The 25,200-nt window shown below is 68.7% G+C and carries 23 protein-coding genes and 4 pseudogenes; 18 read left to right on the top strand and 9 right to left on the bottom strand.

What is annotated here, in order from left to right:
• Window positions 1-617: 617 nt before the first annotated feature.
• Window positions 618-2,003 (bottom strand): serine hydrolase domain-containing protein, encoded by a 1,386-nt coding sequence (locus ACFSKW_RS35240; RefSeq protein WP_379577281.1) that lies wholly within the window; start codon window positions 2,001-2,003, stop codon window positions 618-620.
• A 312-nt stretch (window positions 2,004-2,315) separates the two neighbouring features.
• Here ACFSKW_RS35240 and ACFSKW_RS35235 point away from each other — a divergent pair, with 312 nt between their 5' ends.
• From ACFSKW_RS35235 to ACFSKW_RS35205, 7 genes and pseudogenes are all read left to right on the top strand, one after another.
• Window positions 2,316-3,077 carry a class I SAM-dependent methyltransferase gene (locus ACFSKW_RS35235; protein WP_379577280.1) on the top strand — a complete coding sequence of 254 codons (762 nt, stop codon included), beginning with the start codon at window positions 2,316-2,318 and terminating at the stop codon, window positions 3,075-3,077.
• A 571-nt stretch (window positions 3,078-3,648) separates the two neighbouring features.
• On the top strand, window positions 3,649-4,113 hold the full coding sequence (locus ACFSKW_RS35230) for a MarR family winged helix-turn-helix transcriptional regulator (protein ID WP_379577278.1): 465 nt from the start codon (window positions 3,649-3,651) through the stop codon (window positions 4,111-4,113).
• An 84-nt stretch (window positions 4,114-4,197) separates the two neighbouring features.
• Complete coding sequence (locus ACFSKW_RS35225) at window positions 4,198-5,289, top strand: NAD(P)/FAD-dependent oxidoreductase (protein WP_379577277.1); 1,092 nt, start codon at window positions 4,198-4,200, stop codon at window positions 5,287-5,289.
• A gap of 1 nt (window position 5,290) precedes the next feature.
• Window positions 5,291-6,154: pseudogene (locus ACFSKW_RS35220) on the top strand (aldo/keto reductase); the annotation flags it as partial.
• Between the two features lie 194 nt (window positions 6,155-6,348).
• A complete protein-coding gene (locus tag ACFSKW_RS35215) occupies window positions 6,349-7,182 on the top strand; it encodes an LLM class flavin-dependent oxidoreductase (RefSeq protein WP_379577275.1) in 834 nt (277 codons plus the stop codon).
• A 284-nt stretch (window positions 7,183-7,466) separates the two neighbouring features.
• A complete protein-coding gene (locus tag ACFSKW_RS35210) occupies window positions 7,467-8,351 on the top strand; it encodes an alpha/beta fold hydrolase (protein WP_379577274.1) in 885 nt (294 codons plus the stop codon).
• 278 nt (window positions 8,352-8,629) lie between these two features.
• Window positions 8,630-9,064 (top strand): CBS domain-containing protein, encoded by a 435-nt coding sequence (locus ACFSKW_RS35205; RefSeq protein ID WP_379577272.1) that lies wholly within the window; start codon window positions 8,630-8,632, stop codon window positions 9,062-9,064.
• A gap of 382 nt (window positions 9,065-9,446) precedes the next feature.
• Here ACFSKW_RS35205 and ACFSKW_RS35200 read toward each other — a convergent pair whose 3' ends face one another.
• Window positions 9,447-10,403 carry an Acg family FMN-binding oxidoreductase gene (locus ACFSKW_RS35200; RefSeq protein WP_379577270.1) on the bottom strand — a complete coding sequence of 319 codons (957 nt, stop codon included), beginning with the start codon at window positions 10,401-10,403 and terminating at the stop codon, window positions 9,447-9,449.
• A 482-nt stretch (window positions 10,404-10,885) separates the two neighbouring features.
• Here ACFSKW_RS35200 and ACFSKW_RS35195 point away from each other — a divergent pair, with 482 nt between their 5' ends.
• Window positions 10,886-11,383 (top strand): hypothetical protein, encoded by a 498-nt coding sequence (locus ACFSKW_RS35195; RefSeq protein WP_379577268.1) that lies wholly within the window; start codon window positions 10,886-10,888, stop codon window positions 11,381-11,383.
• A gap of 375 nt (window positions 11,384-11,758) precedes the next feature.
• Window positions 11,759-12,136: a nuclear transport factor 2 family protein gene (locus ACFSKW_RS35190; RefSeq protein ID WP_379577267.1), complete on the top strand. Its 378-nt coding sequence runs from the start codon at window positions 11,759-11,761 to the stop codon at window positions 12,134-12,136.
• A gap of 73 nt (window positions 12,137-12,209) precedes the next feature.
• Here ACFSKW_RS35190 and ACFSKW_RS35185 read toward each other — a convergent pair.
• Window positions 12,210-13,330 (bottom strand): annotated as a pseudogene (locus ACFSKW_RS35185) (IS630 family transposase).
• 35 nt (window positions 13,331-13,365) lie between these two features.
• Between ACFSKW_RS35185 and ACFSKW_RS35180 the strand changes: the two are divergent.
• Window positions 13,366-14,161: pseudogene (locus ACFSKW_RS35180) on the top strand (transposase family protein).
• 380 nt (window positions 14,162-14,541) lie between these two features.
• Window positions 14,542-15,741, top strand: coding sequence for a universal stress protein (locus tag ACFSKW_RS35175; protein WP_379577265.1), 1,200 nt, complete (start codon window positions 14,542-14,544; stop codon window positions 15,739-15,741).
• Between the two features lie 49 nt (window positions 15,742-15,790).
• On the opposite strand, the gene ACFSKW_RS35170 is transcribed toward ACFSKW_RS35175, so the two are convergent.
• Window positions 15,791-16,732 (bottom strand): Acg family FMN-binding oxidoreductase, encoded by a 942-nt coding sequence (locus tag ACFSKW_RS35170; RefSeq protein ID WP_379577263.1) that lies wholly within the window; start codon window positions 16,730-16,732, stop codon window positions 15,791-15,793.
• Between the two features lie 427 nt (window positions 16,733-17,159).
• On the opposite strand from ACFSKW_RS35170, the gene ACFSKW_RS35165 reads away from it, so the two are divergent.
• The 3 genes from ACFSKW_RS35165 to ACFSKW_RS35155 all read left to right on the top strand — a co-directional run bounded on the left by ACFSKW_RS35165 (window position 17,160) and on the right by ACFSKW_RS35155 (window position 19,428).
• Window positions 17,160-17,375, top strand: coding sequence for a hypothetical protein (locus tag ACFSKW_RS35165; protein WP_379577261.1), 216 nt, complete (start codon window positions 17,160-17,162; stop codon window positions 17,373-17,375).
• Window positions 17,375-17,716: an ArsR/SmtB family transcription factor gene (locus tag ACFSKW_RS35160; RefSeq protein WP_379577259.1), complete on the top strand. Its 342-nt coding sequence runs from the start codon at window positions 17,375-17,377 to the stop codon at window positions 17,714-17,716. The genes ACFSKW_RS35165 and ACFSKW_RS35160 overlap by 1 nt, the downstream gene beginning before the upstream one ends.
• 68 nt (window positions 17,717-17,784) lie before the next feature.
• The gene (locus tag ACFSKW_RS35155; RefSeq protein ID WP_379577313.1) at window positions 17,785-19,428 is read left to right on the top strand and encodes a SulP family inorganic anion transporter; all 1,644 of its coding nucleotides are present in this window, start codon (window positions 17,785-17,787) and stop codon (window positions 19,426-19,428) included.
• A gap of 131 nt (window positions 19,429-19,559) precedes the next feature.
• Here ACFSKW_RS35155 and ACFSKW_RS35150 read toward each other — a convergent pair whose 3' ends face one another.
• From ACFSKW_RS35150 to ACFSKW_RS35130, 5 genes and pseudogenes are all read right to left on the bottom strand, one after another.
• On the bottom strand, window positions 19,560-19,754 hold the full coding sequence (locus tag ACFSKW_RS35150; protein ID WP_379577257.1) for a hypothetical protein: 195 nt from the start codon (window positions 19,752-19,754) through the stop codon (window positions 19,560-19,562).
• A 168-nt stretch (window positions 19,755-19,922) separates the two neighbouring features.
• Window positions 19,923-20,615, bottom strand: a pseudogene (locus ACFSKW_RS35145) (ISAzo13 family transposase); the annotation flags it as partial.
• Between the two features lie 45 nt (window positions 20,616-20,660).
• A complete protein-coding gene (locus ACFSKW_RS35140; RefSeq protein WP_379577255.1) occupies window positions 20,661-20,795 on the bottom strand; it encodes a hypothetical protein in 135 nt (44 codons plus the stop codon).
• A 56-nt stretch (window positions 20,796-20,851) separates the two neighbouring features.
• On the bottom strand, window positions 20,852-21,031 hold the full coding sequence (locus ACFSKW_RS35135; protein ID WP_379577254.1) for a hypothetical protein: 180 nt from the start codon (window positions 21,029-21,031) through the stop codon (window positions 20,852-20,854).
• On the bottom strand, window positions 21,028-21,867 hold the full coding sequence (locus ACFSKW_RS35130; RefSeq protein WP_379577252.1) for a CPBP family intramembrane glutamic endopeptidase: 840 nt from the start codon (window positions 21,865-21,867) through the stop codon (window positions 21,028-21,030). The genes ACFSKW_RS35135 and ACFSKW_RS35130 overlap by 4 nt, the downstream gene beginning before the upstream one ends.
• 179 nt (window positions 21,868-22,046) lie before the next feature.
• Between ACFSKW_RS35130 and ACFSKW_RS35125 the strand changes: the two genes are divergently transcribed.
• The 4 genes from ACFSKW_RS35125 (at window position 22,047) to ACFSKW_RS35110 (ending at window position 24,772) form a co-directional block, all read left to right on the top strand.
• Entirely contained in the window at window positions 22,047-23,063 is a 1,017-nt protein-coding gene (locus tag ACFSKW_RS35125) for a sensor histidine kinase (RefSeq protein WP_379577250.1), read from the top strand.
• The gene (locus ACFSKW_RS35120; protein ID WP_379577248.1) at window positions 23,060-23,749 is read left to right on the top strand and encodes a response regulator; all 690 of its coding nucleotides are present in this window, start codon (window positions 23,060-23,062) and stop codon (window positions 23,747-23,749) included. Before ACFSKW_RS35125 ends, ACFSKW_RS35120 begins: the two co-directional genes overlap by 4 nt.
• Before the next feature lie 32 nt (window positions 23,750-23,781).
• Window positions 23,782-24,015 carry a hypothetical protein gene (locus tag ACFSKW_RS35115; RefSeq protein ID WP_379577247.1) on the top strand — a complete coding sequence of 78 codons (234 nt, stop codon included), beginning with the start codon at window positions 23,782-23,784 and terminating at the stop codon, window positions 24,013-24,015.
• Between the two features lie 97 nt (window positions 24,016-24,112).
• Window positions 24,113-24,772, top strand: a complete 660-nt coding sequence (locus ACFSKW_RS35110; RefSeq protein ID WP_379577245.1) for a serine/threonine protein kinase — start codon at window positions 24,113-24,115, stop codon at window positions 24,770-24,772.
• The last annotated feature ends 428 nt before the right edge of the window (window positions 24,773-25,200 follow it).

Raw genomic sequence — 25,200 nt, 5'->3', positions numbered from 1 at the left:
CCAATCCATTCGACGATAGTGGGGCGCGATCACCTGGCGGTGTTCGTCGCTTCGATCGAACCTTGAAGTCCGCGTTCGTCCAGTTCGACGAACTGATCGCCGGGAGCCGTCGCGGCGGAGCGGGAACCGTGAACGGCTGGACGACTGATTCCAAGACAGACGGCTGAGCGTCAACGGTCATAGGCGGTGAGGGGTCGGGGCGGTGGGCCGGCCGGTCTTGTCGTTGTGCCGGATCGCGGTAGTCAGAGCATGATCCGGATGATCACTCTGATGGAGACGCCGGCTGGAGTGTGTGCGGAGACCTGACCGTCGGCCCCGGGTGGACACACCGTCGTCCTGGGGCGGCCGCAAGCCGGCGGCACCCGAATCGCGCGGTTCAAGAAGTAGCGCAGGTCAAGAGACGGTGCATCGAATGCCCGCTGCGGGCCGATACACCACCACCACGAGCGGACGCGGCCTCAACAACGATGTCTGGTTACACACCCGCGCCGCGGCCCTTGATCCCCGCACGCCGATCCACCGTGGACTCACCCACACGGCGGCGTCTGGACCCTCGAGCCAACCACCGTCTGACTGCAGGACGCCGATCCCACCTCTTCAGCGATCCTTCTACGCGTTCAGGACGGCACGCGCCGGTCGGCCCGGCCGGTGTGCAGGTAGAGGGCGCGCCCTTGCCCGTCGTCTCCGAGGAAGGCGAGCGGCGCGCCGACGCCCCCTTCGGATTCGGTCGGGAGCACCGAGTCGCCGCGCCAGGCGACCAGCTCAGTGCGGTACGGCGCCTCGTCCAGGTCGGCGGTGACGCCGAGGGGGACGCGGTCCAGCCACAGCCGCCCTTCGGCGTCCTGGCTCACCGTGGTCCGCGAGGTGCTCGACAGGTAGGTGCCGACGTAGCGGGCGGCGTCCAGCAGGCGCGCGGCCAGGTCCGGCCGGGGCACCTCGCCCGGCTCAACTTCGGCGAGTTCGCCGAGCAGACGTCCGGCGAGCTCGCGGAAGACCGGCTTCGGGGAGCCGCCGTTGGTGAGGATCACCAGCGCCACGTCGCGCTCCGGGACCACGCGCAGGAACGCTGACTGGCCGATGGTGTTGCCGTCGTGACCGAAGATCGCCCGGTCGGGGCGGTAAAAGAGCTCCCAGCCGAGGCCCCAGCCGGTGCCCTGGTCGAGGTCGGGCTGTGCGACCTGCGGCTGCCGCATGGCCCGGACGCTCTCCTGGCTGAGCACGGCGCGGCCGTCCGGTCCCCGGCCGCCGGCCAGGTGCATGCGGGCGAAGGCCAGCAGGTCGCGGGCGCGCATCGCCAGCATCGAGCCGGCCGGCGCGTTCGATCGGGCCAGCGCCCAGACGCGGGTGGGTGCGAGCGGGCCTCCGGGCTCCTGCTCGATGTGCCCGACCGCGGTGCGGTGGAGGATCGCGTCGTACGGGTCGTTCGCAGCGTGCGTCAGGCCCAGGGGCTCGAACAGGTGCGCCCGCATGCAGTCGTCGAACGGCCTGCCCCGGACAACCTCGACGATTCGCCCCAAGACGCAGAAGCCGGCGTTGTTGTAGGAGAACATCTCCCCTGGCTCGAACAGCTGCGGCACGTCGTGCAAGAGGTCGACGTACTTCTCGAGGCAGTCGTCGCCCTTGCCGGTGTCGGTGAAGATGTCGCCCTCGAAGCCCGAGACGTGGCACAGCAGTTGCCGCACGGTGATCCGCGCGGCCGCGCGCTCATCGGCGATCACGAAGCCGGGCAGGTAGGCGCGCACCGGCGCGTCGAGGTCGAGCCTGCCCTCGTCGACCAGCTGCATGGCCAGCGTCGCGGTCAGCACCTTGGTGATCGAGCCGATCTGGAAGAGCGAGCCGGTCGTGGCCCCGACGCCAGTGGCCGTGTTCAGCACCCCGGCCGCGACGTCCACCGACTCGTCGCCGGCGCAGACCGCCACCGCCGCCCCTGGCACCCGGTTCTCGGCGAGCAGGTCCGGCAGCCGGCTTCGCAGCCATGCGCTGACCTCATCGAACTTCGACACCGGCATCCCTCCTGGCTCCATCTCCGCTGGAGCATAAGCCAGGTCGAACGGACCGCGTTCGTCCGCTTCCACCACAGGCGGCCCGCCGGTTCGTCCCGGCGGACGATCAACCGTCGAGATCGCCCACCCGAAGCACCCCGTGGGACAGGTCATAGGCGGCCGCGACCCTAGACCTGGCCGGCGGCCACGGTGTATGCACGCCGACCGCTGTGCCCGTCTTGCGGCATGACGCCACACCGCATATCGTGCCGATGTATCAACTCGATATATCGGGCCGATTGCCATAGCCCGGATGACGCGGCGGGAGCTGCGATGAGGCGGATCGACTACAACACGGAGCAGTACCAGGACTACGCGCGTGGCCGCGCGCTTGCCGAGCAGCAGCTGCAGGCATGGATCAGCGCCTTCGGAGCGGTACTGCCCGAGCGGCGTCCGCTGGCCGGGCTGGACGTCGGCTCAGGGACCGGCAGGTTCACCCCCGCGCTGGCGCGAGCGTTCGGGCCGGTCACCGGCGTCGAGCCGTCGGTCCGCATGCGCGAGACAGCGCAGGCGCAGTCCCTGCATCCCGATGTGCGGTATCTGGCAGGCTCGGCGGAGGACATGCCAGTGCCGTCCGGCAGCGCCGACTACGCTCTCATGTTCTTGTCCTGGCACCACGTCCAGGACAAGCCGCGGGCGGCCCGGGAGCTGGCCAGGGTGCTCAGGCCCGGCGGGCGGCTGCTCCTTCGCGCGAACTTCAGCGACCACCATCCCAGGCCGTGGTGGCTGGAGCACTTCCCCCGCGGCTTCGAGGCGGACGCCTCGCTGTTTCAGCCGCTGCACGAGGTCATCGCGATGTTCACGTCGGCCGGCTGGCGCGTTGCCGGCTTCGGCACGGTTACCGAGCCGTCCTCCGGCACCCGCGGTGACATGCTCGAACGGCTGCGCCTGCGCACTCTTTCGTTCTTCGCTCAGCTCAGTCCCGACGAGCTGGAGACCGGCTTCCGCCGGCTGGAGCAGGCTGTCGCCGCAGATCCCGACGCACCGGCGCCCGTGTTCTCTGAGCCACTGCTCACGCTCGAACGGAGCTGGTAACGCCAACGGCGCCTCGTTGACAGGCGTTGCGACGAACCAGCCGACGCGTGCGGGTCCGGACCCTTGTTCCAGCCGGCGGGGATGACGACCTTGCGAGCGAGGTCGGCCACGGCTGCACCGCGCTCGCGCGCCCCGTCATGCAGCCGGGTCAAACCAATATCGAGGTGAGATTCGCCGGCGGCCGCCGTCCGCGGCCACGGGGGTGCTGCCGTTCCCCCACGCCTGGGACATGTCCAGCCGGGCGTGCGCGTTGACCACGTCCGCGACCGCCTCGTTCGGCTTGCCCGATGGAAAAGTACCGGCTGGCGGCCATGGACAGCTCGCGCCCGCCCACCCAGGGGATGTGCCGGGCACCCTCGTACGGGCTCATGTTGCCACGAACGTGGTGATGGCCGAGGGCATACACGTTGGGGCCGGGTCGGGACAGGTCCCCGTTGCCGGGACAGCCGCCGTCAGCCGCGGCCGGCGGTAGGCGCGTGATCGCCAGATCCGTTCCCGGCATCGTGCGCGTCCGGCACAGAACCCGGCCAGGAGGCGGTAGTTCGTCCCACGAATTTGTTACTCTGGCCAAGTGAGTAAGCATGATGACGGTCAGATCGGGACGGTGGCCGCGCTGGTGCGGTCCACGTTCCTGGTGAATGCCGTGTACGCAGATTCAGCCCGCGAGTACGGCCTCACCCAGCAGCAGGGCCAATTGCTGTGCGTCCTGATGGCGCAGCCGTACGGCATGAGCGAGCTGGGCGCGGTGCTCGGCCTGGCCAAGTCGAGCCTGACCGGCCTGGTGGACCGCACCGAGCGCAACGGTCTGGTCCAGCGCGCATCCGACCCGCAGGACTCGCGCGCGGTACGAGTGGCGCTCACCAGGCGGGGCGCCAAGCTCGCCGACGAGTTCTACACCGAGACCTGCCGTCGCGTCGAAGAGCTGACCTCGGGGTTCGCCCCAGCGGAGCGCGACGCACTCGCCGCCCTGCTCGGCCGCGTCGTGACGGACAACAAGGTTCCCACCGTCTTCCTGGAACCGGATCCCGCACGCTGAATCCAGGAAGGAGTTGCAGTTCGTGCTACGAACTAATATTGTTCGTGACACGAACTGCAACCCCTTTTTGCTGGAGCGTGCATCATGAGTCGTACAGTCGTGGTCATCGGCGGAGGTTACGGTGGTTCAGCAGTCGCCAAGGCGCTGGACCCCGAGGCCGACGTCGTCCTCATCGATCCGCGTGACTCGTTCATCAACTCGGCCGGCTCGCTGCGGGCGCTGACCCAGCCCGACTGGGCGCACAACATGTTCTTCCCCTACGACCAGTGGCTCAGGCACGGCACAGTGGTGCGCGACCGCGCGGTCTCGGTGGACCCCGGCGGCGTCACCCTGGCCTCAGGCCGGCGGGTCGAGGCCGACTACCTGGTCCTGGCCACCGGCTCCAGCTACGCCTACCCCGCCAAGCCCACCTCTGACTCCACGGACGGGGTCCTGGACGACCTGCTCAGGACGCACAAGGAACTGGCGGGTTCCGAGCGGGTGCTGATCCTCGGCGCCGGGCCGGTAGGCCTGGAACTGGCCGGGGAGATCAAGGAGGTCTGGCCGCACAAGCACGTGACCCTCGTCGACCCGGCCGAGCGACTGATGGACACCTTCCCTGCGGAGATGCGCGAGGAACTGCACCGCCAGCTCGACGAGCTGGACATCCACCTGCGGCTGGGCACAGGCCTGACCACGCCTCCGGCGACCGAGCCCGGCCAGGCGGCGACGTTCACCGTCACGACGACCGGAGGGGAGGAGATCACCGCCGACATCTGGTTCCGCGCGCACGGGGTGCGTGTCAACAGCGACTACCTCGCCGGCGGCCGGCTGACGACTCGTACGCCGCAGGGGCAGGTTCCCGTCAGCGAGACCCTCAACGTGCACGGATACGACCACGTCTACGCCATCGGCGACATCACCGACGTGGCCGAGGCCAAGATGGCCGGGTACGCGATGCAGCATGCGGAGGTGGTGGCCCAGAACATCATCGCCCAGCTGCGCGGCGAGCAGCCGACGGCCACCTACCAGCCGCTCCCCCACCCCATGATCCTGCTGCCCCTCGGCCCGCGTAGGGGTGTCGGCCAGTTGCCCACCCCCGACGGACCGGCCGTCGTCCCGGCCGAGACCGTCTCGGCGTACAAGGGGGCCGACCTGTTCACCGGCCGCTTCACCGAGCAGTTCGGCGCCGCCTGACATGGACTACACCCGGCTCGGCCGCAGCGGCCTCTCCGTGTCCCGGCTCGTCCTGGGCACGATGAACTTCGGGACGGAAACGTCCGAACAAGACAGCCACACGATCATGAACCGTGCGCACGAGCACGGCATCAACTTCTTCGACACCGCCGATGTGTACGGCGAAGGCCGCACCGAGCAGATCATCGGCCGGTGGTTCGCCGCCGGGGGCGGCAGGCGCGACAGGACCGTCCTGGCCACCAAGCTCTACCTCCCGACGGGCGAGTGGCCCAACGACAGCCGCCTGTCCGCGCTGCACATCCGGCGCGCGTGCGACGCCTCGCTCCAGCGGATGGGCACCGACCACATCGACGTGTACCAGATGCACCACATCGACAGGAGCACGCCGTGGGAGGAGATCTGGGAGGCCTTCAGCGTCCTGCGCCAGCAGGGCAAGGTGCTCTACTTCGGCTCGTCCAACTTCGCCGGCTGGCACCTGGCACAGGCGCAGGAGGCGGCGCGCTCGCGGCACATGCTCGGTCTGGTCGCCGAGCAGTCGATCTACAACCTGATGAACCGCTGGGCCGAACTGGAGGTGCTGCCCGCGGCGCGGCACTATGGGCTGGGCGTGATCCCGTGGTCGCCGCTGCACGGCGGTGTTCTCGGCGGCGTCCTGCGCAAGCAGAAGGAGGGTGGCGCCTCCCGCGGCGATTCCGGGCGGTCGGCCCGCACCCTCGCCGAATACCTCGAAAAGATCGAGGCGTACGAGAAGATGTGCGCCGCCATCGGCGAGGACCCCGCTGACGTCGGGCTGGCCTGGTTGCTCACGCGGGACGGCGTGACCGGGCCGATCATCGGGCCGCGCACGGCCGGACAGCTCGACGGCTCGCTCAGGGCCCTGGCGATCACCCTTGACGAGGGCACGCTGGCCAGGCTGGACGAGCTGTTCCACCCGCGCCGGAAGCGTACGCCTGGTGAACATCTCCATTTGCACAGGAAGGCAGAACATTGTCCGCGCATAACGTCGTCTTCGGCTTCGGCACGCATCCCGGCATCGACGACATACCCGAGCTGCTGCGCATGGCCCAGCAGGCCGACCGGGACGGGCTCGACATCTTCACCCTGTCGGACCATCCCTACATCGGCGGGCGCCTGGACGCTTACGCCGCGCTCGGCTTCATCCTCGGGCGTACGGAGCACATCGCCGGCTTCGCCAACGTCACCAACCTGCCGACCCGGCCTCCTGCCATGCTGGCCAGGACGGTGACCTCGCTGTCGGCACTGTCGGGCGGCCGCGTCGTGCTCGGCATGGGCGCCGGCGGGCTGTGGGATCGCATCGCCGACATGGGAGTGCCGCGGCTGACGCCCGGCGAGGCCGTGGACGCCTTCGAGGAGGCCATCGTCCTGGTCAAGCTGCTGTCGGGCGGCGGCCCTCCGGTCACCTACGAGGGCAACCACTACCGGGTGAACCAGATCGAGCCCGCTCCCGTCGCCGCGCCTCCCGTATGGACAGGATCGGTCGGCTCGAAATCACTGGCCGCCACCGGCCGCGTGGCCGACGGCTGGATCCCCGGCCATGCGGCCGACTGGCTCAGCGAACGCTACCGGGCCTCGCGGCCCATCATCGACGAGGCCGCAGCGTCCGTCGGCCGCGATCCGAGCGAGATCCGCACGGTCTTCAACCTCCCCGGCCGCATCACCGACCGGCCGCTGCCCGCCACCCGCGACCGCGACGGCCGCTGGCTCGGCGGCTCCGTCGACCAGTGGGTCGAGGAACTGACCGGAGCCGTGCTGGAGCACGGCGCGTCCGGCTTCACGCTCTTCTCCGCCGGCCACGGCGCCCCGGACCTCACCGTCCTGGCCCGCTGGGCCCAGGAGATCGTCCCGTCCGTACGCGAGGCGATCGCGAAGTAGCGCGACACCGGACCGACTGGGACATCCGGTCCGCCGGTGAGCGGGTGCCCGTCCCCGGCCGACGGCCGGACCGGTGGCCAACGTGGCGGCGCGCTGCTGGGAGATCGCCCTGGCGCTCGCCGAGGAGCGCCCCGGCTTCCACGCCGCCGCGCGCCATCACCGGGTACTCGCACCCGCCGAGCAGCGCTTCGCGACCTACCTGACCACCACCCTGGCCACGATGGTCCACGACATGGACGCCTCCGGCTTCTTCGCCGGCGGCTGGTGGCGCAACGGTCACCGATGTGCACGTACAGTGCACCATCGAAGGCGTCAGCGTCCGCGTGGCCCAGCGGTGCCTCGACGTCATCGAGCCGCTGTCGCGCGACTTCCACCTGGTGATTCCCTCCATCCCGGGGTACGGCTTCTCCGGGCCGACCCGCGAGCGCGGCTGGGACATCGTCCGGGTCGCGCGGGCCTGGGTCGAGCTGACGCGCCGTCTCGGGTACGAGCGCTACGGCGCGCGGGGCGGCGACTTCGGCTCCGGCGCCTCAATGGCGCTCGGCGCGGTGGCACCCGAGCGGCTTGTCGGGGCGCACGTCAACTTCCTGCCGACCCGGCCGGTCCCGGACGCCGATATCGACCTGTCCGCAACGCACGAGTTCCCGGCTGACAAGGTCAGGCAGCTGATGGCGAACCGGCCGCCGTTCCAGGCTTTGCAGGCCCTCACCCCGCAGACCATCGGCTACGCGCTGACCGACTCGCCGGTCGGCCAACTGGCCTGTATCGCCGGCGGCTCCGCGCAGTGGACCGGCCCTCGCTCGCCGATCAGTGACGAGCGGATGCTCACCAACATCTCGCTGTACTGGCTGACCGCCACCGCGGCCTCCTCGACGCGGCTGCACCACGACACCTCGCGGGCGCTCGAGCCGTACCCGGTACCGGTCGGCGTGGCGGTGTTCACGCACGACATCACGCAGCCGGTGCGACCACTGGCCGAGCTGCTGTACGACATCAGCCACTGGTCGGAGAACCATCGAAACCCTCCCTTTTCAGTGCAGAACGTGATGACACGCCCTACCAGGGCCGAACGTCACACTGATGTCAGGACTATGGCCGTGACCAGGTGGATCGCAACGGTATCCCTGCGGGACCGTGGTCGAGGGGTTCGTCGTGACGGCATCGGCTGACCGCGCAGCATGTGGCGCGGCCCGGCACCAGGCCTTGGGGCGAACGACCCGGATGTGAGGGACCAATGGCTCTTCGAGCGATCCGCGCTGACCGTCACTGTGGAGGGGTGGGGAGGGCATGCACTCGGGGCCACGGGGTTCGCGCTGTCCCACGCCGCTGCCTGACCTGCCGTGCCGATGGTCATGCCGGTTTCGCCGTTAGAGATCTGCTCGGTGGGGCCGCCATGACCGTCATCTGGGGGACACCGGCCTTGCGATGGTCCGGTTAGGGGGAGGACATGAAGATCAAGAGCGTGATGTCCACGCCGGTGGTCGTGGTGCCGCCATACACGGCGGTGTGTGACATCGCCCGGCAGATGGACCATTCCGGGGTCGGCAGCGTCGTCATCAGCGACGGACGGGAGGTCATCGGCATCGTGACCGACCGCGACCTGGTGCTGCGGGTGCTCGCACAGGGAGGGGACGACCAGGCCCAGGTGCAGGAGGTCATGACCAGGGATCCGGCCACCGTGCGGCCTGATGACGACCTGGACGTGGCGGTCGAGATGTTCCGGCGGAGCGCTTTCCGCCGATTGCCCGTGGTGGAGGCAGGCACGGTGGTCGGCGTCCTGAGCGTGGACGACCTGCTGCTGCGGGTCAACCAGCTCACAGCCAACCTGCTCGGGCCGCTGGCCAGGGAGATCAGCACGCCCGAACACTTCCAGGAAGGATAGTGCGGTTTCCACGAACGTTCACGGCTTGAGTGATCAGGCTGCTCGGGCGAGCGGCCGGCCCGGCATCGCCGTTTCTCGCTGCGGGCACGGCACGTTCGCGGCGTGGGCGGCCAGTTCCTCGAGCCGGTGAACCTATGTGGTCACCGCACTGGCAACCGTGCGACTCGGGCACGTTATCGCCGGAAGTCTCCTGGGATCGGACGGCCAGCGAATCGACGGCAAGATCCCGGTGTCGGTATCGCGTCAGAAACAGGCCGCCGGAAGCGTCGGCGGGGCCGGCGGAGGAGTACGCGGCCAGCACGTCAGGTGGTCTTGGCGGTGTACCGCTCAGGCCATCGCGGCGCAGGGCCGGACGGTTCGCTTCGGAGGGCCTTCGACTTCTTCAGTCCAGGACCTCCGTCAAGGAACGGCGCACTCCCCGGCTGTCGTCGAAGACGACCCCCAGGCGCATGATCATCTGGGGATAGTCGCCCGAGCATAGCTCGTGTCGGAGGAACTCGCGCAGCTGGTGCATCTCGAGCGCCTGGGTGTGGAAGGCAGCGCTGACGCCGTAGGCGGAGGCGTGCAGCAGGACCCGCTGCAACGCCTGGCCTGTGGCGATCCACTCCTCGCGGCTGTCGCCTGGCGTCGTCATGATCGTCACGATGCCGGTCGAGGTCGCCATGCTCTGGTCGGTGTTGGCGCCCCAGTCGTGGCCGTGCGCGTAGTCACGCTGTGGGAAGCGACAGACCGCCTTACGTGGGTAGGCATCGGCGGGCACCCCGTCGCGGCGGGAGCTGCCCGGCGGGCGGGACCATCGGATCACCTCCAGGTCGAATGTCCGGTCCCGTCTTTGCACGCTCTGCGCGGCCTGTGTGAGTGCGACGAGCACGTCCACTCCCTCGGGGGAGCGGATCTGCGCCAGCCTGACCTTCTCGGCCGCCGCCTGCTGGACCAGTCGCTCGATCACCCGGTCAGGCACGGGCAGATTGGTGAAGCCGCCACGATGGGTACGACGCCGCTTGATCTCGCCGGCCAGCATTGTGACGGTCTCGTCCGGCGTCACCGAATCGCCGAGCCGTACGGTGGCCAGCAGCGACGGGCGGTCGAGGTCTGGCAGGATCCGCACGACGGGCTCATAGCCTGCGGCCCGCACCGCCGTCCGGAGGGTGTAGAGCGCGGCGCCGCAACTGATGATCAGTTCACGAGCGGACGGGTCGCTCACGGGGAGCTTGCGTTCGACGTCGGCGCGCAGACTGATCTCGTCCCCGAACACGCCGAAGGTCCAGGGCTGCGTGTTGTGGACCGAGGGGGCCCAGGTGGCGGCCTCGATCGCCGCATGGATCGCCTTATCCTTCATGGCGGTACACCTCCAGCATGGATGAGACCAGCGGACCATGCTGGAAAGTCCCTTGCCAGGGCCGAAAGCCCCCCTGTGGTAGGCCGTCGGCCCTCTTGTCTGGTTGCCGGGAGATGTCTGCGCCAGAACCAAGGCCCTCCCTCATTCGGGTTCTCCGGCCCCAGAGCGATCCATCCATTGATGCAACGCTTGTCACTTTTCTCGTACATACGAAAGGACCCGACGCCATGGGAGTCATGCAATGAAACGGTCCAAGCCCGTGAAACCCTGCGTTCGCGGAGGATCTACCCCGGACAGGTCAGCGCCACGAGAATAAAGAAGATGGCCGCCCGAGTGATCGATTGATCGTCAACTTGTTGCCATTGAGGTTTTCTCAATGAAGACTTGCGCCAGTACTTACATCAGCAAGGCGTAGGGACATCGAAGACCCGGACAAGGTCAGCGTCATGTCCAGCTACCCGCAGGGCTGTAGCGTTTGATGCATGCGCGATGACCCAACCGCCGTCCTCCTCGAGCCGGGTGCCACCCAGGAGGAGCTTCTCCGGGCCGTGGAGGAGGTCCCCGTCGGCCGCCTCATCTACCACGGTCCATTGAGGGTTCGCCAGATCTCCCCAGAGGTGTCCGACCTTACCGCTGTGCTGCGGTTCGAGCGCCGTCACATCTCAGCACTCATTAAGATTCTCTCCAGCATGGACGTAAGGGTCAGGGGGCTTTTCTGGCTTCACCAGGAACCCGAGTCCTTTGTCCGGGTTCATACCGACTGCGTGTACCACCCCTACCAAGACTATGTGCGATGTATTGCCGCATTGGCTCCGTTTCTCGCCGACGCTGACTTCTTCCTGTGCCTCCGGTACGAAGATGATGACGGGGACTGGACTTACCTCGTCGACCGTTACCGCATCACCGATGGGAAGCTGCGGTGGTTGCGTAGCCGGACGCCGGACGACGACCTGGATACGTACCTTGCGTCGGCCCGATGACGACTTCGGCCCTCGGCAACGGCGTCCGGTGTCTGCCGCGATCACCGGCTTGCCAGCCGCGTCATCCTCGCAGAGCGCCCGGTTGACAAGTAATCAATTGGTGAGCGGAGCGTGCCCGGCGACGCCTTCTCGGGGTAGCCATCTGCGCGAAGCTCCGGAGCACGCGAAGCGCCTGGTAGGAACAGGTCTGCCAAGATCATGTCCGCTGAACCAGAGGCTTCACGTTGGTTACCTACGCTGCGCTGCTTGACGTCCCGCGCCATGTCGTGGAGCATCTCGCCCGGCTGCTAGTGCTGTGACCGGGATGGTTCACCGTGATCGGGAGACGGCTCACGGGCCGACCGCGTTTCGCGAAGCGACTGGTATTACTGGCATATGCAGGAAGAGACCGCGCGGTCCGCGATCGACACGTTCATCTCCGCGTTCAACGCCTCGGACGACAGCTATGTGACTGCGCTGCTCTCCCAGGCCCTGACCTCGGACGTGATCTTCTGGGGGCCGTTGGGCCGCAGCGAAGGGATCGAGGCGGTCGAGCGGTTCGTGCTGGACATCCGGCGCCACCCGGCGGGGACCGGCACGATGGTGCGCTGCTCGGCGGTAGACATGCCTGACGAGTGGGCCCGGTACCAGTGGGTCTTCACCACGCCGGATGGAGGTCCCCGCCTGGCGGGAACGGACGTCGTCCATCTGCGGCGGAGCCTCATCGACCAGGTCATCGTCTTCGCGGGGGAGATCGAGCCGTCCGCCTCCTAAGTCATCCTTCTCTGGCGCCGTCCTTCTCCTGAACCGGCCCGTTCGGCGCTCCGGGGCTGCGGTTCGCGGTTGGTCAGGCTGCGGTATGGAGGGGGCGTCCGCCCCAGCGGATGCCTTTCTCGCTGCGGATGCGGGCGCGTTCTTCGCGTTCGGCGGCCAGGACGTCGCGGTGGCGGGCGTTGGCGTTGCGCCAGCGCAGGTAGGCGTGCAGGGCTCGGGTCTGCACGGTGTGGTTGGGGTGGTTGGAGTTGGCGATGGTGAACTGCCTCAGGGGTCCGAAGTGCCCTCGATCGGATTGGCCCAGGACGCGTAGGTCGGGGTGAAGCACAGCTCGACCTTGTTCGTCTTCGCCCAGCGGCGGACGTCGGCGCCTTTGTGGGCGGACAGGTTGTCCAAGATCACGTAGATTGGGGCACCGTCCGGGCGGGCGGCGCGGATCGACTTCAGCGCGGTCAGCGTGTTCGCGGCACCCTTCCTGCGGTGGTTGACGCCCCACAGCCGGTTGTCGCCGATCGAGTAGCAGCCGTGGAAATACCGGACGCCATGGGTGCGGTGGTAGGTGGCGGGCAGTCGGTCGGGGCGTTTGCGCTCGGCCCAGCCCAAGCCCGCGGTGGGACGAATCCCCAGTGGCCCGAACTCGTCGAAGGCGAACACCCGGTCGGGGAAGCGGTCAAGGACCTCCTCGATCCGGTCCAGCTTCGCCTCGCGGTCGGGGTCGGGAGATTCCTTCCAGGTCTTGGTGCGCTGGAAGGTGATGCCGCGGCGGGCGAGTAGGCAGCGTAACGCCTCGCGGCCGATCCGGATGATCCGGCCGTGGACTTTGCGCAGGTAGGCGACGAGCTTGCGCAGGGACCAGCGGGTAAAGGGCTGGCCGAGCTTGGTGGGGCGGGTAGTGGCCGTCTGGATGACGAAGTCCTCCTCGTCAGAGCTGAGTTGGCGGGGACGGCCTCCCGCCCACCGAGGGTCCAGGCAGGCCAGGCCGATCTCGTTGAAGCGGTGGATCACATCCCGGACGGTGTCCTCGTCGGCCTGCACCAGCTGGGCAATCACAGGCACCCGGTTCCCGCCAGCCGAGGCCAGCAGCATCATCGCGCGCCGGTAGCGCACCGAGCTGGTGCTGCCCCGACGCACGATCTGCTGCAACTTCTGCCCCTCCTGGTCGGTCAGTCTGCGCACACGGACAGGCTCGGCCACCGCGCCTCCAGCGGTCGGATCGGACGTCACCGCCCATCAAACCGCCACGATCACCAAACCGGCGAACCTATGCGGTCAGAGCACTAGCCTCCCGCCGGCGCCGGATCGGGACGCCGAAGGGCTCGCGGGCGCTGGGCCCGTTCCGGCAGGCGGTGCTGGTGCTGCGCTGGTTCCGCGAGCGTGGCTGCGTGCACTGCCTGGCCCGCGACGCCGGGATCTCCCAGGCCACCGCCTACCGATACCCGCACGAGGGCATCGACGTCCTGGCCGAGCGGGCCCCCCGACCTGCACCAGGTCCTGGACCGCTGCCGGCAGGAGGGCATGACCCACGTGATCCTGGACGGGACGCTGATCGAGTGCGACCGGGTGGCCGGGGTCCGGGACAACGGCAACGACCTGTGGTTCAGCCAGAGACACAAGGCATTCGGCGGGAACGTGCAGTTCCTGTCCGCTCCCGACGGCACGCCGCTGTGGGTCTCCGACGCCGAGCCCGGCTCCACCCCGGACATCACCGCAGCCCACCTGCACGCGCTGCCAGCCCTGTACAAGGCGGCGGCCGACGGCCTGCCCACCCTGGCGGACAAGGGCTACATCGGCGCGGGCATCGGCATCCTCGTTCCCCACCGACGCCCCAAGGGCCAGTCCGAAAAGGCACTCCACACCGACAACCGCGCCTTCAACACACTCGTACGACGCATCCGGGCCCTGGGCGAGCGCGCCGCCGCCGAACTCAAGCAACGCTGGCGCAGCCTGCAGCACATCACCCTCAGCCCGAACCGGATCGGCGGCATCGCCCGCGCCGCCCTCGTCCTCAACAGAATCTGCAAATGATCAACGCTGAGAAAACCTCATTGACCAGGGCTGAAAGCAAGGGATCTTCTGGTCGCACTGGCCATACGGATGCGGGCGTCAGGGCGGACGGTCCGATGGCGGCCAGATATCGGCGAACGCGTCGTACGACGCGCTCATACGAGGCTTACCGGCCATCGGCCCCGAGTCAAAGGACATCGGCCCTGCCGTACAGCGGGCTATGAGCGAAGGCTGACCGCAAGCGAACCTCAACTCTGCCCTTTTCGGCGGAACGGGACCGTCACCGGCAGTACGTTCCTCCTTGAGCGCCCAAGTGGCGAGCGACTCCTGCTGTACTGCGCCCTTCTTCAAGGTCACCGCGCATCGGGGGCCGTGGATGCGCCTTGCGGCGTCTCGGCGGCATGATCACGACGGTCATGTGCCGTGGCGAGGTCGATATCGCCACGGCAGAACAACTTGAGCGGCTTCTCGTCGACGTGCTCAGCCGGTCGCGTCCCGATGTCGTTCTCGACCTGCGTGAGGTCACCTTCCTGGATGCCGGCGGTTTGACCGCGCTGATCCGCGCCGACGATCGGGCGCGCCGCCTCGGCGGGCGGTCGAGCAGAACGAGATGTCACCTGTCGGTGCGCGTCCAGGGCGGGCGTCGATCAGTCCACCAAGGGTTGCGGCATATCCGGGGGACAGTGTCGTTGGTCGCCCTCCACCGGGCCTTTCGACCCTGCTCTTTCTTCTCGAACGGCCGCACTGTGGAGACTGAAGGAGGACGTGACATGGACACGAAGATCGTTGTTGGGACGGACGGATCACCAGAGGCGAACGTCGCTGTCGACTGGGCCGCCGAGGACGCCGAGCGCAAGGGATCATCGCTGCGCGTCGTCCACGTCGTCGACCACGCCCGCTACAGCGTGCCTCGCTTGTCGCCCTTGGACCTCAAAGACCAGTTGATCAAGGCTGGCCAGGAACTGCTCGAGCACACCGCCCAAGGTGTGCGCGAGGCTCGGCCCGGTCTCAAGGTGATGACCCAGTTGATGGTCGGTCACCCCGTGGCCGGACTACGGGTGATGTCCGAGGACGCGATCGAACTCGTGGTGGGCACGCGCGGGTTGAGCGGCCTCACCGGCGCCGTCCTCGGCTCCGTAAGCGTGGGGGTCGCGGGCCATGCGAACGGAGTAGTGGTCGTGGCGCGCCAAGCGCCTGCGGGCGAAGAAGTCGTGGTCGGGGTGGACGGCTCGCGGGCCGGCGGGCCCGCGCTGGCGCATGCCTTCGCCGAGGCCGAGCTGCGCGGCCGGCCGCTGCGTGTCGTGCACGCATGGGAGGTCCCCATCCACTTCATCTCCTTCGACAGGGACGCGGCGCTCGACGCCCACACCCGCACCCTGCGAGAACTGCTCGCCCCATGGCGAGAGGAACGGCCCGACGTCGACGTGATCGAAGATCTTGCGTGTGCCCCGCCGACCTCTGCCTTGGTCACCGCGTCCAAGCGGGCAAGCCTGCTTGTGGTGGGCAGCAGAGGTCGTGGCGGCGTGAAGTCGGCGGTGCTCGGCTCGGTGAGCCATGGCGTCCTCCACCATGCCCACTGTCCGGTGGCCGTGGTCCGCTGACAGTGGCTGCGAGGCAGCCGGTTCACCGGCATGCCGGCAGGCCCCCTCTTCAGTCGAGAACCTCGGACAACGGACGCCGGACGCGCCGGACGCTGCGGCTGACGTCGAACGTGAACCCCAACCGCATGATCATCTGCGGGTACGCGCCCGAGCACAGTTCCTCACGCAGGAACTCGCGCAAATGCGGCAGCTCCAGTGCCTGGGTGTGGAAGGCAGCGCTCACCCCATAGGCGCACGCGTACAGCAGCACTCGCTGCAAGGCCTGACCGGTCGCGATCCACTCTTCCCTGGAATCCCCTCGTGTCGTCATGATCGCCACCACGCCCGTCGCGGCCATGGACTGATCCGTTTCGGTCCCCCAGGCGTAGTCGCGCTGAGGGAAACCGGTATCGGCCGGCTCACGCGGATAGGAGTCGGCCGGCACCCCGTCTTTGCGAGGACTGTCCGGCGGGCGGGCCCACCGGCGGACCTCGGGGTCCTGGGGTCTCGCACCCTGGGCTGCCTGCGTGACGGCGGCGAGCATGCGGAGAGCCGCCTCGTCTCCGGCGGGCACGAGCTTGACGTTCTCGGCGGCCGCCTGCCGTACCAGGGCCTCGATCAGCTTGTCGGGGACCGGCAGGGTGGTGAACCCCGCGCGGTGGGTGCGCCTGCGCTCGATCTCGCCGCTGAGCAGGCGGGTGGTCTCGTCCGGTGTCACCGCCTCGCCCGGCCGTACGGTCGCCAGCAGGTTCGGCCTGTCGGGGTCGGGCAGGATCCGCGTCACCGGGGCCCATCCCCTGTCTCGCAGCACAGTGCGGATGTTGAACAGCGCCGCGCCGCAGCCGATCAGCATCTCCCTGCCCGCGTGGTCGCCAACGCGCAGCTTGCGATCGGCGTCCGCACGGACGCAGATCTCCTCGCCCGCCACGGCGAACGTCCACGGCTGGCTGTTGTGCACGGACGGAGCCCAGGTCGCGGCCTTCAACGCCGCGTGTATCGCCTCTGACCGCATGGCGATCACCTCCAACGGTGTCCACTCCAGCGAATCACCCGGCTCTCGCCTCCGGTCAGGGCCAAAAGTCCCGTGCCATCAAGCCGTTGGCCCCATGCACAACCCGTGCAGCACCTCAGGATGCGACTCGCGGGTCCTCTGCCCAGCGGTGCGACCGCCCCGTCCACTTCCGCTTCAGGGTGGTCGTGATGGTGTCGGCGCTCTCGCCGGTCTGGGCGTTTCAACTCGGGGCAGCCGGCCTGACGTGATCGAACGGGCTTGCGAGGGCTGCACCCGCTTGTGCCCCCGATGGGAGGAAAGCGCTGGCTAGGGCCGCTGGTGCCCGCCCACAGCGCTACAACCCCATCCCCAGGTTGATGAATTGCGCATCTACGCAATTCATTACATCATGGACGTGGACAGTTGGGGATCGGGACCAAGGGGTGTTGTGAGCGGGTCTTTCGCTGCGGCGGTCAGGGAACGGGCACTTCGGGCGGGCATGGCGTTGGAGGCGGCCCGCCATGACGATGACGCCGACGCGCTGGCGCTGGCCCAAGCCGAATGGGAGCACGTGACCCGGCTGGCGCGCACGCATGGCGTGCAGATCAGCCTGGGCGAGATCGAACCGGATGAGCCCGAGGGGCGCGAAGGGACGGCGCTGTGATGTCGGTGCCGTTGTACGAGGCCAAGGCTGAGCTGTTCCGTCTACTGGGCCACCCGGTCCGGATCCGTGTGCTGGAGCTGCTGCAGGACGGGCCGAGACCGGTGCGCGACCTGCTGGCCGCCATCGAGGTGGAGCCGACGGGCATGTCACAGCATCTGGCAGTACTGCGCCGCTCGGGGATGGTCAGCGCCCACCGCGACGGTTCCACCATGGTCTACGCCCTGGCCGGCGGAGACGTGGCCGACCTGCTGCGCGCGGCCCGCAAGCTGCTCACCCAGAAACTCACCGAGCAGCACGAGCTGCTGAGTGAACTGATGCAGGCGGAGGCCGGCTCCTCGTGACCTCCCTGTTGTCCTCGGGCTGGGCCCGTCTTGTTTCGGTGCTGCCCGAGCGTGGGGAACTGACCGCGATGGTCCGTCGCCCCCGGCGTGACCTGCTGGCCGGGCTCACGGTGGCGATCGTGGCGTTGCCACTGGCGCTCGGCTTCGGCATCTCCTCCGGTTTGGGCGCGGAAGCGGGTCTGGCCACCGCGGTGGTCGCAGGTGCGCTGGCGGCGTTGTTCGGCGGCTCGAGTCTGCAGGTGTCGGGACCGACCGGCGCGATGACGGTGGTGCTGGTGCCGATCATGCACGCCCATGGCGCGTCGGGGGTGCTGACGGTCGGCGTGCTCGCCGGGCTGCTACTGATCGCGCTGGCACTGGGTCATGCGGGCAAGTACATGGCCCTGGTACCGGCCCCGGTGGTGGAAGGCTTCACCATCGGCATCGCCTGCGTGATCGGCCTGCAGCAGATCCCGGCCGCGCTGGGAGTGCCGACCCCGGACGGGGACAAGGTCATCGGTGTGGCCTGGCGGGCCATGCAGGACTTTCTCGCCAGTCCACGGTGGTGGGCGCCGGCGATCACGCTGGTCGTGGCTGTGGCGATGCTGCTGGGCGCACGCTGGCGGCCCACCGTGCCGTTCTCGCTGCTGGCCGTCGCGGCGGCCACACTCGCCGTCGAGCTGGCCGGCCTGCCGGTGGCGCGGATCGGCGACCTGCCCGCCGGGCTGCCCGCGCCGTCTGTGGCCTTCCTCGATGTGAGCGCACTGGGTTCGCTGATCGCCCCGGCGATCGCGGTCGCCGCCCTGGCCGCGCTGGAGTCGTTGCTGTCGGCTGCGGTGGCCGACGGCATGAGCGTCAACCACAGGCACAACCCGGATCGGGAGCTGTTCGGTCAGGGGTTGGCCAACCTCGTCGCGCCGCTGTTCGGCGGGGTGCCGGCCACCGGCGCCATCGCCCGCACCGCGGTCAACGTCCGCTCCGGCGCCTCCTCGCGGCTGGCCGCGCTGGCGCACGCGGGCATCTTGGCCGTCATCGTCTTCACCGCCGCCGGCGTGGTGGCCCGCATTCCGCTGGCCGCGCTTGCCGGCGTTCTGCTGGCCACCTCGGTCCGCATGGTGGAGGTCGGCTCGGTGAAGGCGATGATGCGCTCGACTCGCGGCGACGCCGTGGTCCTGGTCCTGACCGCGATCGCGACGCTGGCGCTCGACCTGGTCCAAGCCGTCATCCTGGGTCTGATCGTGGCCGGGGCGCTGGCTCTTCGTGCCGTCGCCCGCAACGTCCGCCTCGATGAGATGCCGCTCACCCACGACCTGCCCGGCGACCACAACCGGCAGGAACACGACCTGCTCGCCGAGCACATCGTCGCCTACCGGCTGGACGGGCCATTGTTCTTCGCCGCCGCCCACCGCTTCCTGCTGGAGCTCTCAGAGGTCGCCGCCGTCTCCGCGGTGATCTTGCGCATGTCCCGCGTCACCACCATCGACGCCAGCGGCGCCCTGGTCCTGGGCGACGCCATCGAACGTCTGCAGCGCCGCGGCATCACCGTCTATGTCTCCGGCATCCGCGACGGCCACCACCAGCCCCTGCACGCCCTTGGCGTCATCGCTCACCTAGACCAGGCGGGTCGCGTCTTCGCCACCACCCCCGAAGCCATCGCCGCCGCCCGCGACCAACTCCGCCATGCTGGAATCCTGCCGGTCCCCGCCGGCCCTCGCCCAGCTGCGCCCCGCTGAGGAGAGTCCCGAAAGCGCACAGACCGGCCGGCCCGGGGTGGTGTCGACTCTCAGGCGGCCTACGGAGTCCGCCATCGGGACGCGCAGATCGGCCTTCTTGCTGAAGTAGACCTTGCCGGTCTTGGCGTCGATCACATGGGCGGCACGGCCGAGCACCGCGGGGGCGTCAGCGGAGGGGGCGGGAACGTGGGCGCGGGGGCCGGCGAAACAACCGAACCGGCCGGTGGGGCGGCCTGTGCGACAGGGGCGACGGCGGTCACGGCGCCTGCGGTGATGGCGACGCCGAGCAGCGCGCGGCCCAGCCGGTTCTTGAGGTACGTGGGCATGAAGGGGTTTGCTCCTAGCTTCCATTCGGCCTACCGGGTTAGCCGCTGGTCACCGTCGGCGCCTCCGACGGCGGCGGCCGCAGCGGCTGAAAGCAGGGATCGACATGTCAGACGGATACCCGACCGCGGCTCAGAAGGAGGCCTTGCGCCTCATCTGCGACCACGGCCGATGCCGTACGGGATAGCCCTGCCCAGGTGCGGGTCGGGGAAAGTCATGGGTGGCGACCGCGACCGGCTGACCCGCAGGGCGCCACTCCCGGCCGGCGTTCTTGAAGGCGCCGATGAGCTCCTTCTTCTTGGTATCGACGCTCACCACGGGATCCCCGGCCGCCTGGTGCTGCTTGACCTGTTCGTTGATGTACCGGAACTGGGCGTCTCGATCCGGGTGCCGACGGCCCTCCAACGTCTTGGCGTTGCCCCTGCAGGCTGAATCCCTCCAAGCGCAGTAAATCCCCGACGGTATCGGCGCTCACCTTGTGCCCTTGGCGGGTGAGCTCCACTGCGAGCTTGCGAGTCGAGATGGTCGTCCACCGCAACGGCGACATCGGATCGCCACAGGTGTCCGGCTCCACCAGAGCCGGCAGCGCCCGCCGCAGTCCGGGATTGACGTCGGCCACCCGCTTACGTCCACCACCGGGGCGGCGAATCCGGCCCAGCGGCTCGGGCCCCGACTCCAGCTCGTTCACCCCGGTGGCTACCGTGACCTCACGAACTTCGGCAGCGCGAGCCACCGCGCGGATCCCGCCATGCCCCAGCGCGCGGGCTTCAGCCCCCATCAGCAACCGCCGCTGCCGCTCATCCAGGTGGGGAAAGACCGCCTCGAACGTCGCTGCCCAGCATGGTCACAGTCCCGGCCGCCATGCCCGTACCACAGCAACGAGAGCCATCCTTGATCGTCTGCAATCCCTAAGTCTCGCCGAGGGTGTGAGCGACGGTGTGGTCGGCGCTGCCCCACACGTCCTCTTCTTCGACCAGCCAAGTCGAGTGATCCTTCTGCCGTTCCTCCTGTCCGCCCATGCCGGTCATGGGCATTATCGGCATGCCGGCCGTCCCCTGCGAGCCCAGGAGGCGGTCAGCCGTAAGGTCGCCCGACCGGCTCAAGCTGCCCTGCTCAGCACCAGCGCGCGCCCCGTGCCGATGCTGACGCCGTCCCCGGGGCCGAGGCCGATACCGGTCGGCAGCCCGGACTTGGTGTCGATCGGCAGATTCACCGAGTTGTCGATCTTCGGCGGCTGGTGGTCGGAGAGGCGCGTGGTGCCCGCGTCTGGGGTGTTCACTCCGGGCGCCCGAGCCGACCTCGCGTCGTCACGATGAGGGCGACGGCCAGTGCGCCGAACACAACGTCCTGCACCACCAGATAGCTCAACGAGTTGTCGACGCCGGGGAAGAACACCGGCAGCAGTGAGGCGTTGAGGAAGGTGTGGGCGAGGATGGCCAGCACACCGCTGCGGGTGTGGTTGGCCAGCCAGGCCAATGGGATGCTGATGGCGATGGTGAAGATCAGGAACGCCGCGAACGGCACGGCCATGCCGATCAAGTCGGCACCGGCGTGGTTGTAGCCCTCGATCAACGACAGCGGCGCGTGCCACAGGCCCCAGAGCAGGCCCAGCAGCAGCGCTCCCCGAACCGGTCCGAACCGCTGCTGCAGGTGCTGATGGGCGAAGCATCGCCACCCGGGTTCCTCGCCCAGCGGGCCGCCCAGCACAAGCACGATCCCGAAGCCGAGCAGCCACGGGAGTACCTCGCTGCCGACCGGTCCGGCGTGCTGCCATGCCCCGGGCAGCGGCAGGACACAGGCCATCAGGATCACCGGGAGACCGAGACAGACCGCCAGGTACCAGCGGCCGGGCACCCGCCATCGCACTACCTCGCCGAACAGCGCGCGTACTCCCGCGCGACCCCGTCCGGCCCAGGTGACCAGGACCGCGGCGAGGGTCGGCCCGAGGAAGGGTGTCACGAACATCCAGGGGGCTACGGGCAGGTCGAAGACCAAGATGCCCACCAGCTCATAGGCCCACACAGGGACGAAACACAGTCCGAAGAACGCGATGAGCGGATGGCGGGTAAGCAGTGCGCGCGCTCGGGAGAGCGGATGGGGCGCGGCGAGGGTCATGACAGCTCCTGTCCTGAAGGGATTCGGTCGTCAGGAAGGGTGGGCCAGCGGCGGGTAGAGCCGGTATCGGCCGAAGGACGGATCCGGGGCCGTGGTCGGGCGCTTTCCGACTTTGGTAGGGCGCTTTCCGACTTTCGGATGAGGGTGCGGCGACGCCGTGCTGCACTAGCCTCGCCGGCATGTCCGAGATGGCCGCACAGCGGCAGCAAGCACAGTCCTGGGCGTCCGCACTCATGCTGGCCTCGGTGGCCGCCTCGTCCGTGGTCGTGGTGAGCGGTGCGGGTCCCGTTCAGGGTCTGTGGGGGGCCTGGCCGCTGGTGGAAGGGGTGATTCTGCTCATGCTGACCGCCTCCGTCGTGCGCCGCGCACCCCGGGAGCGGGCAGTACTCGGCGGTGTGCTCGGACCGGCTGCCCTGCTTGCGCTGCCGCTGCGCATGCTCGTCGGCTCCGACGCGAGCGGGACCGAGTGGGCGTTCTTCGAGATCGCGTCCGTGCTTGCAGCTGCGGGCGCGACGGGGTGGGGCGCGCTGCGCCGCGCTCGGGATGCAAGCCGGGTGCGCCGCGAGGCCGAGATCCGGCGCGGTGAGCGGATCGCGCTGGCCGGGGAGCTGCACGACGTCATCGCCCAGGACCTCACCGGCATGGTCCTGGAGGCCCAGGCCAGCCGCGCGGAAGGGGAGACCATCGGACCCGAGACGCTCGACCGGATCGAGCGCGCCGGATTGTCGGCGCTCACCTCCATGGACCGGACGGTGGCCATGCTCCGCTCGGCGAACGGATTCCCGGCCCGGGTCGCGCACGTCGACGAACTCGACGAACTGCTAGACCGGTTCGAGGCGACCGGGCGGGTTACCGTACGGCGCACCTTCGAAGTCTCCCCGGCCGCACTGCGCGGGTCGATCGGCGACGAGGTCGGGGACACTGTGTACCGAGTGGTCGACGAGGCGCTGACCAACGTCCGCCGGCACGCGGCCGGTGCCCGGACGGTGCAGGTCGGCCTGCGGTACGCGGCCGAAGCTGTGCAGGTCCGGGTGACCGACGACGGCGGCACGGCGGCGATGTGCCGCGCCACCGGGGGATCGGGCCTGCTCGCGATCACAGCCCGGGTGGAGGCCCTGGGCGGCACGGTGCAGGCCGGACGGCACGGGCCGGGATGGCGAGTCCAGGCGCAGTTGCCCGCGCGGGAGGAAGCGTGACCATACGAGTGGTCGTCGCTGACGACCAGGATCGGGTGCGCCGTGGACTGCGCCGGATCGTGGACGCGAGTTCGGGGATGAGGGTCGTCGGAGAGGCTGCGGACGGGGTGCAAGCCGTGATGATGTGCCGTGCGCTGCGGCCCGACGTCGCGCTGGTCGACATTCGGATGCCCCGCCGCAACGGGCTGGAGGTCACCCGGCTGCTCGCCGGGGCCACGGTCGCCGAGCCCATCCGAGTCGTCATCGTCACCACTTTCGACGACGACGAGTACGTGCATGCCGCCTTGCGGGCCGGGGCGTGCGGGTTCCTGCTCAAGCGGTCCGGTCAGGCGATGATCACCGAGGCGATCCGAGCCGCTGTAGCCGGTGAGGCACTGGTGAGCCCGGCGATCACGGTCCGGCTGCTCGATCAGTTCGCGGCCCGATCGCCGGTCGCAGCCGCGGCATCGGACGCCTCTCCGCTGTCGCCGCGCGAAACAGAGATCGCTGGGCTGGTCGCACGCGGGCTGTCGAACACCGACATCGCCGCCGAGCTGGTCATCTCGCTCGGCACCGTCAAGACGCACCTGACGAACATCACCGGCAAGCTCGGCGTTGCCAACCGGGTCGGCATCGCCGTGTGGGCCTGGGAGCGCGGACTCCTCGCCGACCGTGAACGTTTCTGGGCCGGCGACGCCGAGCGCTGAAATGAATGGATCATGATGTGGAAAGGTGCTTCATGCGCAAGATTCTTCGGGTTCTTGGCTTCATCGTCGGCGCCTATCTGATCGCCCGCGCCCTCGCCGAACCGTTCGTCATCGATATGTTCGATTCAACGACATACCGAAATGATTGGGGTGGCCCCAGCCTGGCCGGCGTTCTCCTGGTGCATTGTGGTCCAGGTGCCGTTGCAGCCGTGTTGATGGCCCGCGCTTTGATACGCCGTCGGAGAATTCGCGGCCAGGAATATTGAAACAGCTGCCGCCGGTCGACCGCGTTCGGCTTGTGTCGCGAAAGTCATGTGGTTATTGAATGTGCTCCGATCATGATTTGTCATGGAAAGGTGGGTCATGGACGCCTTGTCGCCAGGAGACCCTGAGCGCTTCGGGGACCACGCCATCGTCGGACGCCTTGGCGTGGGCCCGCGCGGCGCGGTCTACTTGGGGCGCGACTCCGATGATGGAGAACTGCGCGCCATCAAACCGCTGACGGATGAGTCCGCGGATGACAGCGAGACCCTGGATCGGCTGCGCAGCGTCAAGCGCGTCTCCAGCTCCTATGTGGCCCGCGTGTTCGACGTGGGCGTCGAGGACGGCACGCCGTACGTCGTGCGCGAGCACGTCGAGGGCCGCAGCCTCGCCGAGACCGTCGAGGCCGACGGTCCGCTCACCGACGACGCGCTCGAGCGCGTCGCCGTCGGTGTGCCCACCGCGCTCACCTCCGCGCATCTGGCGGGGGTGACCCACAGGGGCCTCACCCCGCACAACGTGATCCTCGGCGCGGACGGCCCGAGGGTGACCGGGCGCCGCTGGGCACGCAGGGCCAGGCCAAGGTGGCGGTGCAGTGGGCCAAGACGCCGGGGCCCGAGTCGACCGACGAGCAGGCCGCCGGAGCCCAAGCCGACCGAGACCCAGGACCGTCGATCCAACCCCCAGTCAGCGGGCACCAACACCGCCACTCACCTGCTGCAGGCGTGCCACCCGGGTCGTCGTCGATCCACATGTCCCTGACCTGCGCCAGCGGACGATGCTGTGCAATGTCTTTCGGCCTACCGTCATTTTCACCGATCCGAGCACTGAGTCACCCGCTGGGAGTCCTCAGCCCGGGTTCGGCGCTGGACCCCCCTGGTTCATTTGCCAACGTCAAGGTGGCGAAAATCCTCATGCGGAAACCCGCTCGGGGTTCATGGCTCGCTATAAATACTGGCGAACCATGGGCGACAACGGAACGTGGGGCTGGGCCCCTGCCACGCACGTCTCGGGCGGTGATAACTATGCGCCGATACCAAACTTGCCCGACTGCGGCAACGGACCATTTCCCGCCTAACCTCGATCCTATGAGAGCCAGTGCCGCATCAGGCAACGTTAGCCCCATATCGGGCCTCGGAGTGTTCTTCGCCGGCGTTGTCATCGGGGCGAGATGTCCGTTGGCACCGTGT

The sequence above is a fragment of the Nonomuraea mangrovi genome, from assembly GCF_042681425.1.
GTDB classification, from domain to species: Bacteria; Actinomycetota; Actinomycetes; order Streptosporangiales; family Streptosporangiaceae; genus Nonomuraea; species Nonomuraea mangrovi.
Note: the sequence above shows the minus strand (reverse complement) of the source record. Positions and strands in the feature narration are given on the sequence as shown.

What these genes read in the sequence shown, in the direction of transcription:
- ACFSKW_RS35225 (WP_379577277.1), top strand. Translation starts at nt 4,198, where the DNA reads ATGAGTCGTACAGTCGTGGTCATCGGCGGAGGTTACGGTGGTTCAGCA.
- ACFSKW_RS35110 (WP_379577245.1), top strand. Translation starts at nt 24,113, where the DNA reads ATGGACGCCTTGTCGCCAGGAGACCCTGAGCGCTTCGGGGACCACGCC.
- ACFSKW_RS35200 (WP_379577270.1), bottom strand. Translation starts at nt 10,403, where the DNA reads ATGAAGGATAAGGCGATCCATGCGGCGATCGAGGCCGCCACCTGGGCC.
- ACFSKW_RS35175 (WP_379577265.1), top strand. Translation starts at nt 14,542, where the DNA reads ATGATCACGACGGTCATGTGCCGTGGCGAGGTCGATATCGCCACGGCA.
- ACFSKW_RS35215 (WP_379577275.1), top strand. Translation starts at nt 6,349, where the DNA reads ATGGCCCAGCAGGCCGACCGGGACGGGCTCGACATCTTCACCCTGTCG.
- ACFSKW_RS35140 (WP_379577255.1), bottom strand. Translation starts at nt 20,795, where the DNA reads ATGCCGATAATGCCCATGACCGGCATGGGCGGACAGGAGGAACGGCAG.
- ACFSKW_RS35160 (WP_379577259.1), top strand. Translation starts at nt 17,375, where the DNA reads ATGTCGGTGCCGTTGTACGAGGCCAAGGCTGAGCTGTTCCGTCTACTG.
- ACFSKW_RS35190 (WP_379577267.1), top strand. Translation starts at nt 11,759, where the DNA reads ATGCAGGAAGAGACCGCGCGGTCCGCGATCGACACGTTCATCTCCGCG.
- ACFSKW_RS35170 (WP_379577263.1), bottom strand. Translation starts at nt 16,732, where the DNA reads ATGCGGTCAGAGGCGATACACGCGGCGTTGAAGGCCGCGACCTGGGCT.
- ACFSKW_RS35130 (WP_379577252.1), bottom strand. Translation starts at nt 21,867, where the DNA reads ATGACCCTCGCCGCGCCCCATCCGCTCTCCCGAGCGCGCGCACTGCTT.
- ACFSKW_RS35195 (WP_379577268.1), top strand. Translation starts at nt 10,886, where the DNA reads ATGCGCGATGACCCAACCGCCGTCCTCCTCGAGCCGGGTGCCACCCAG.
- ACFSKW_RS35150 (WP_379577257.1), bottom strand. Translation starts at nt 19,754, where the DNA reads ATGCCCACGTACCTCAAGAACCGGCTGGGCCGCGCGCTGCTCGGCGTC.
- ACFSKW_RS35125 (WP_379577250.1), top strand. Translation starts at nt 22,047, where the DNA reads ATGTCCGAGATGGCCGCACAGCGGCAGCAAGCACAGTCCTGGGCGTCC.
- ACFSKW_RS35205 (WP_379577272.1), top strand. Translation starts at nt 8,630, where the DNA reads ATGAAGATCAAGAGCGTGATGTCCACGCCGGTGGTCGTGGTGCCGCCA.
- ACFSKW_RS35115 (WP_379577247.1), top strand. Translation starts at nt 23,782, where the DNA reads ATGCGCAAGATTCTTCGGGTTCTTGGCTTCATCGTCGGCGCCTATCTG.
- ACFSKW_RS35155 (WP_379577313.1), top strand. Translation starts at nt 17,785, where the DNA reads ATGGTCCGTCGCCCCCGGCGTGACCTGCTGGCCGGGCTCACGGTGGCG.
- ACFSKW_RS35235 (WP_379577280.1), top strand. Translation starts at nt 2,316, where the DNA reads ATGAGGCGGATCGACTACAACACGGAGCAGTACCAGGACTACGCGCGT.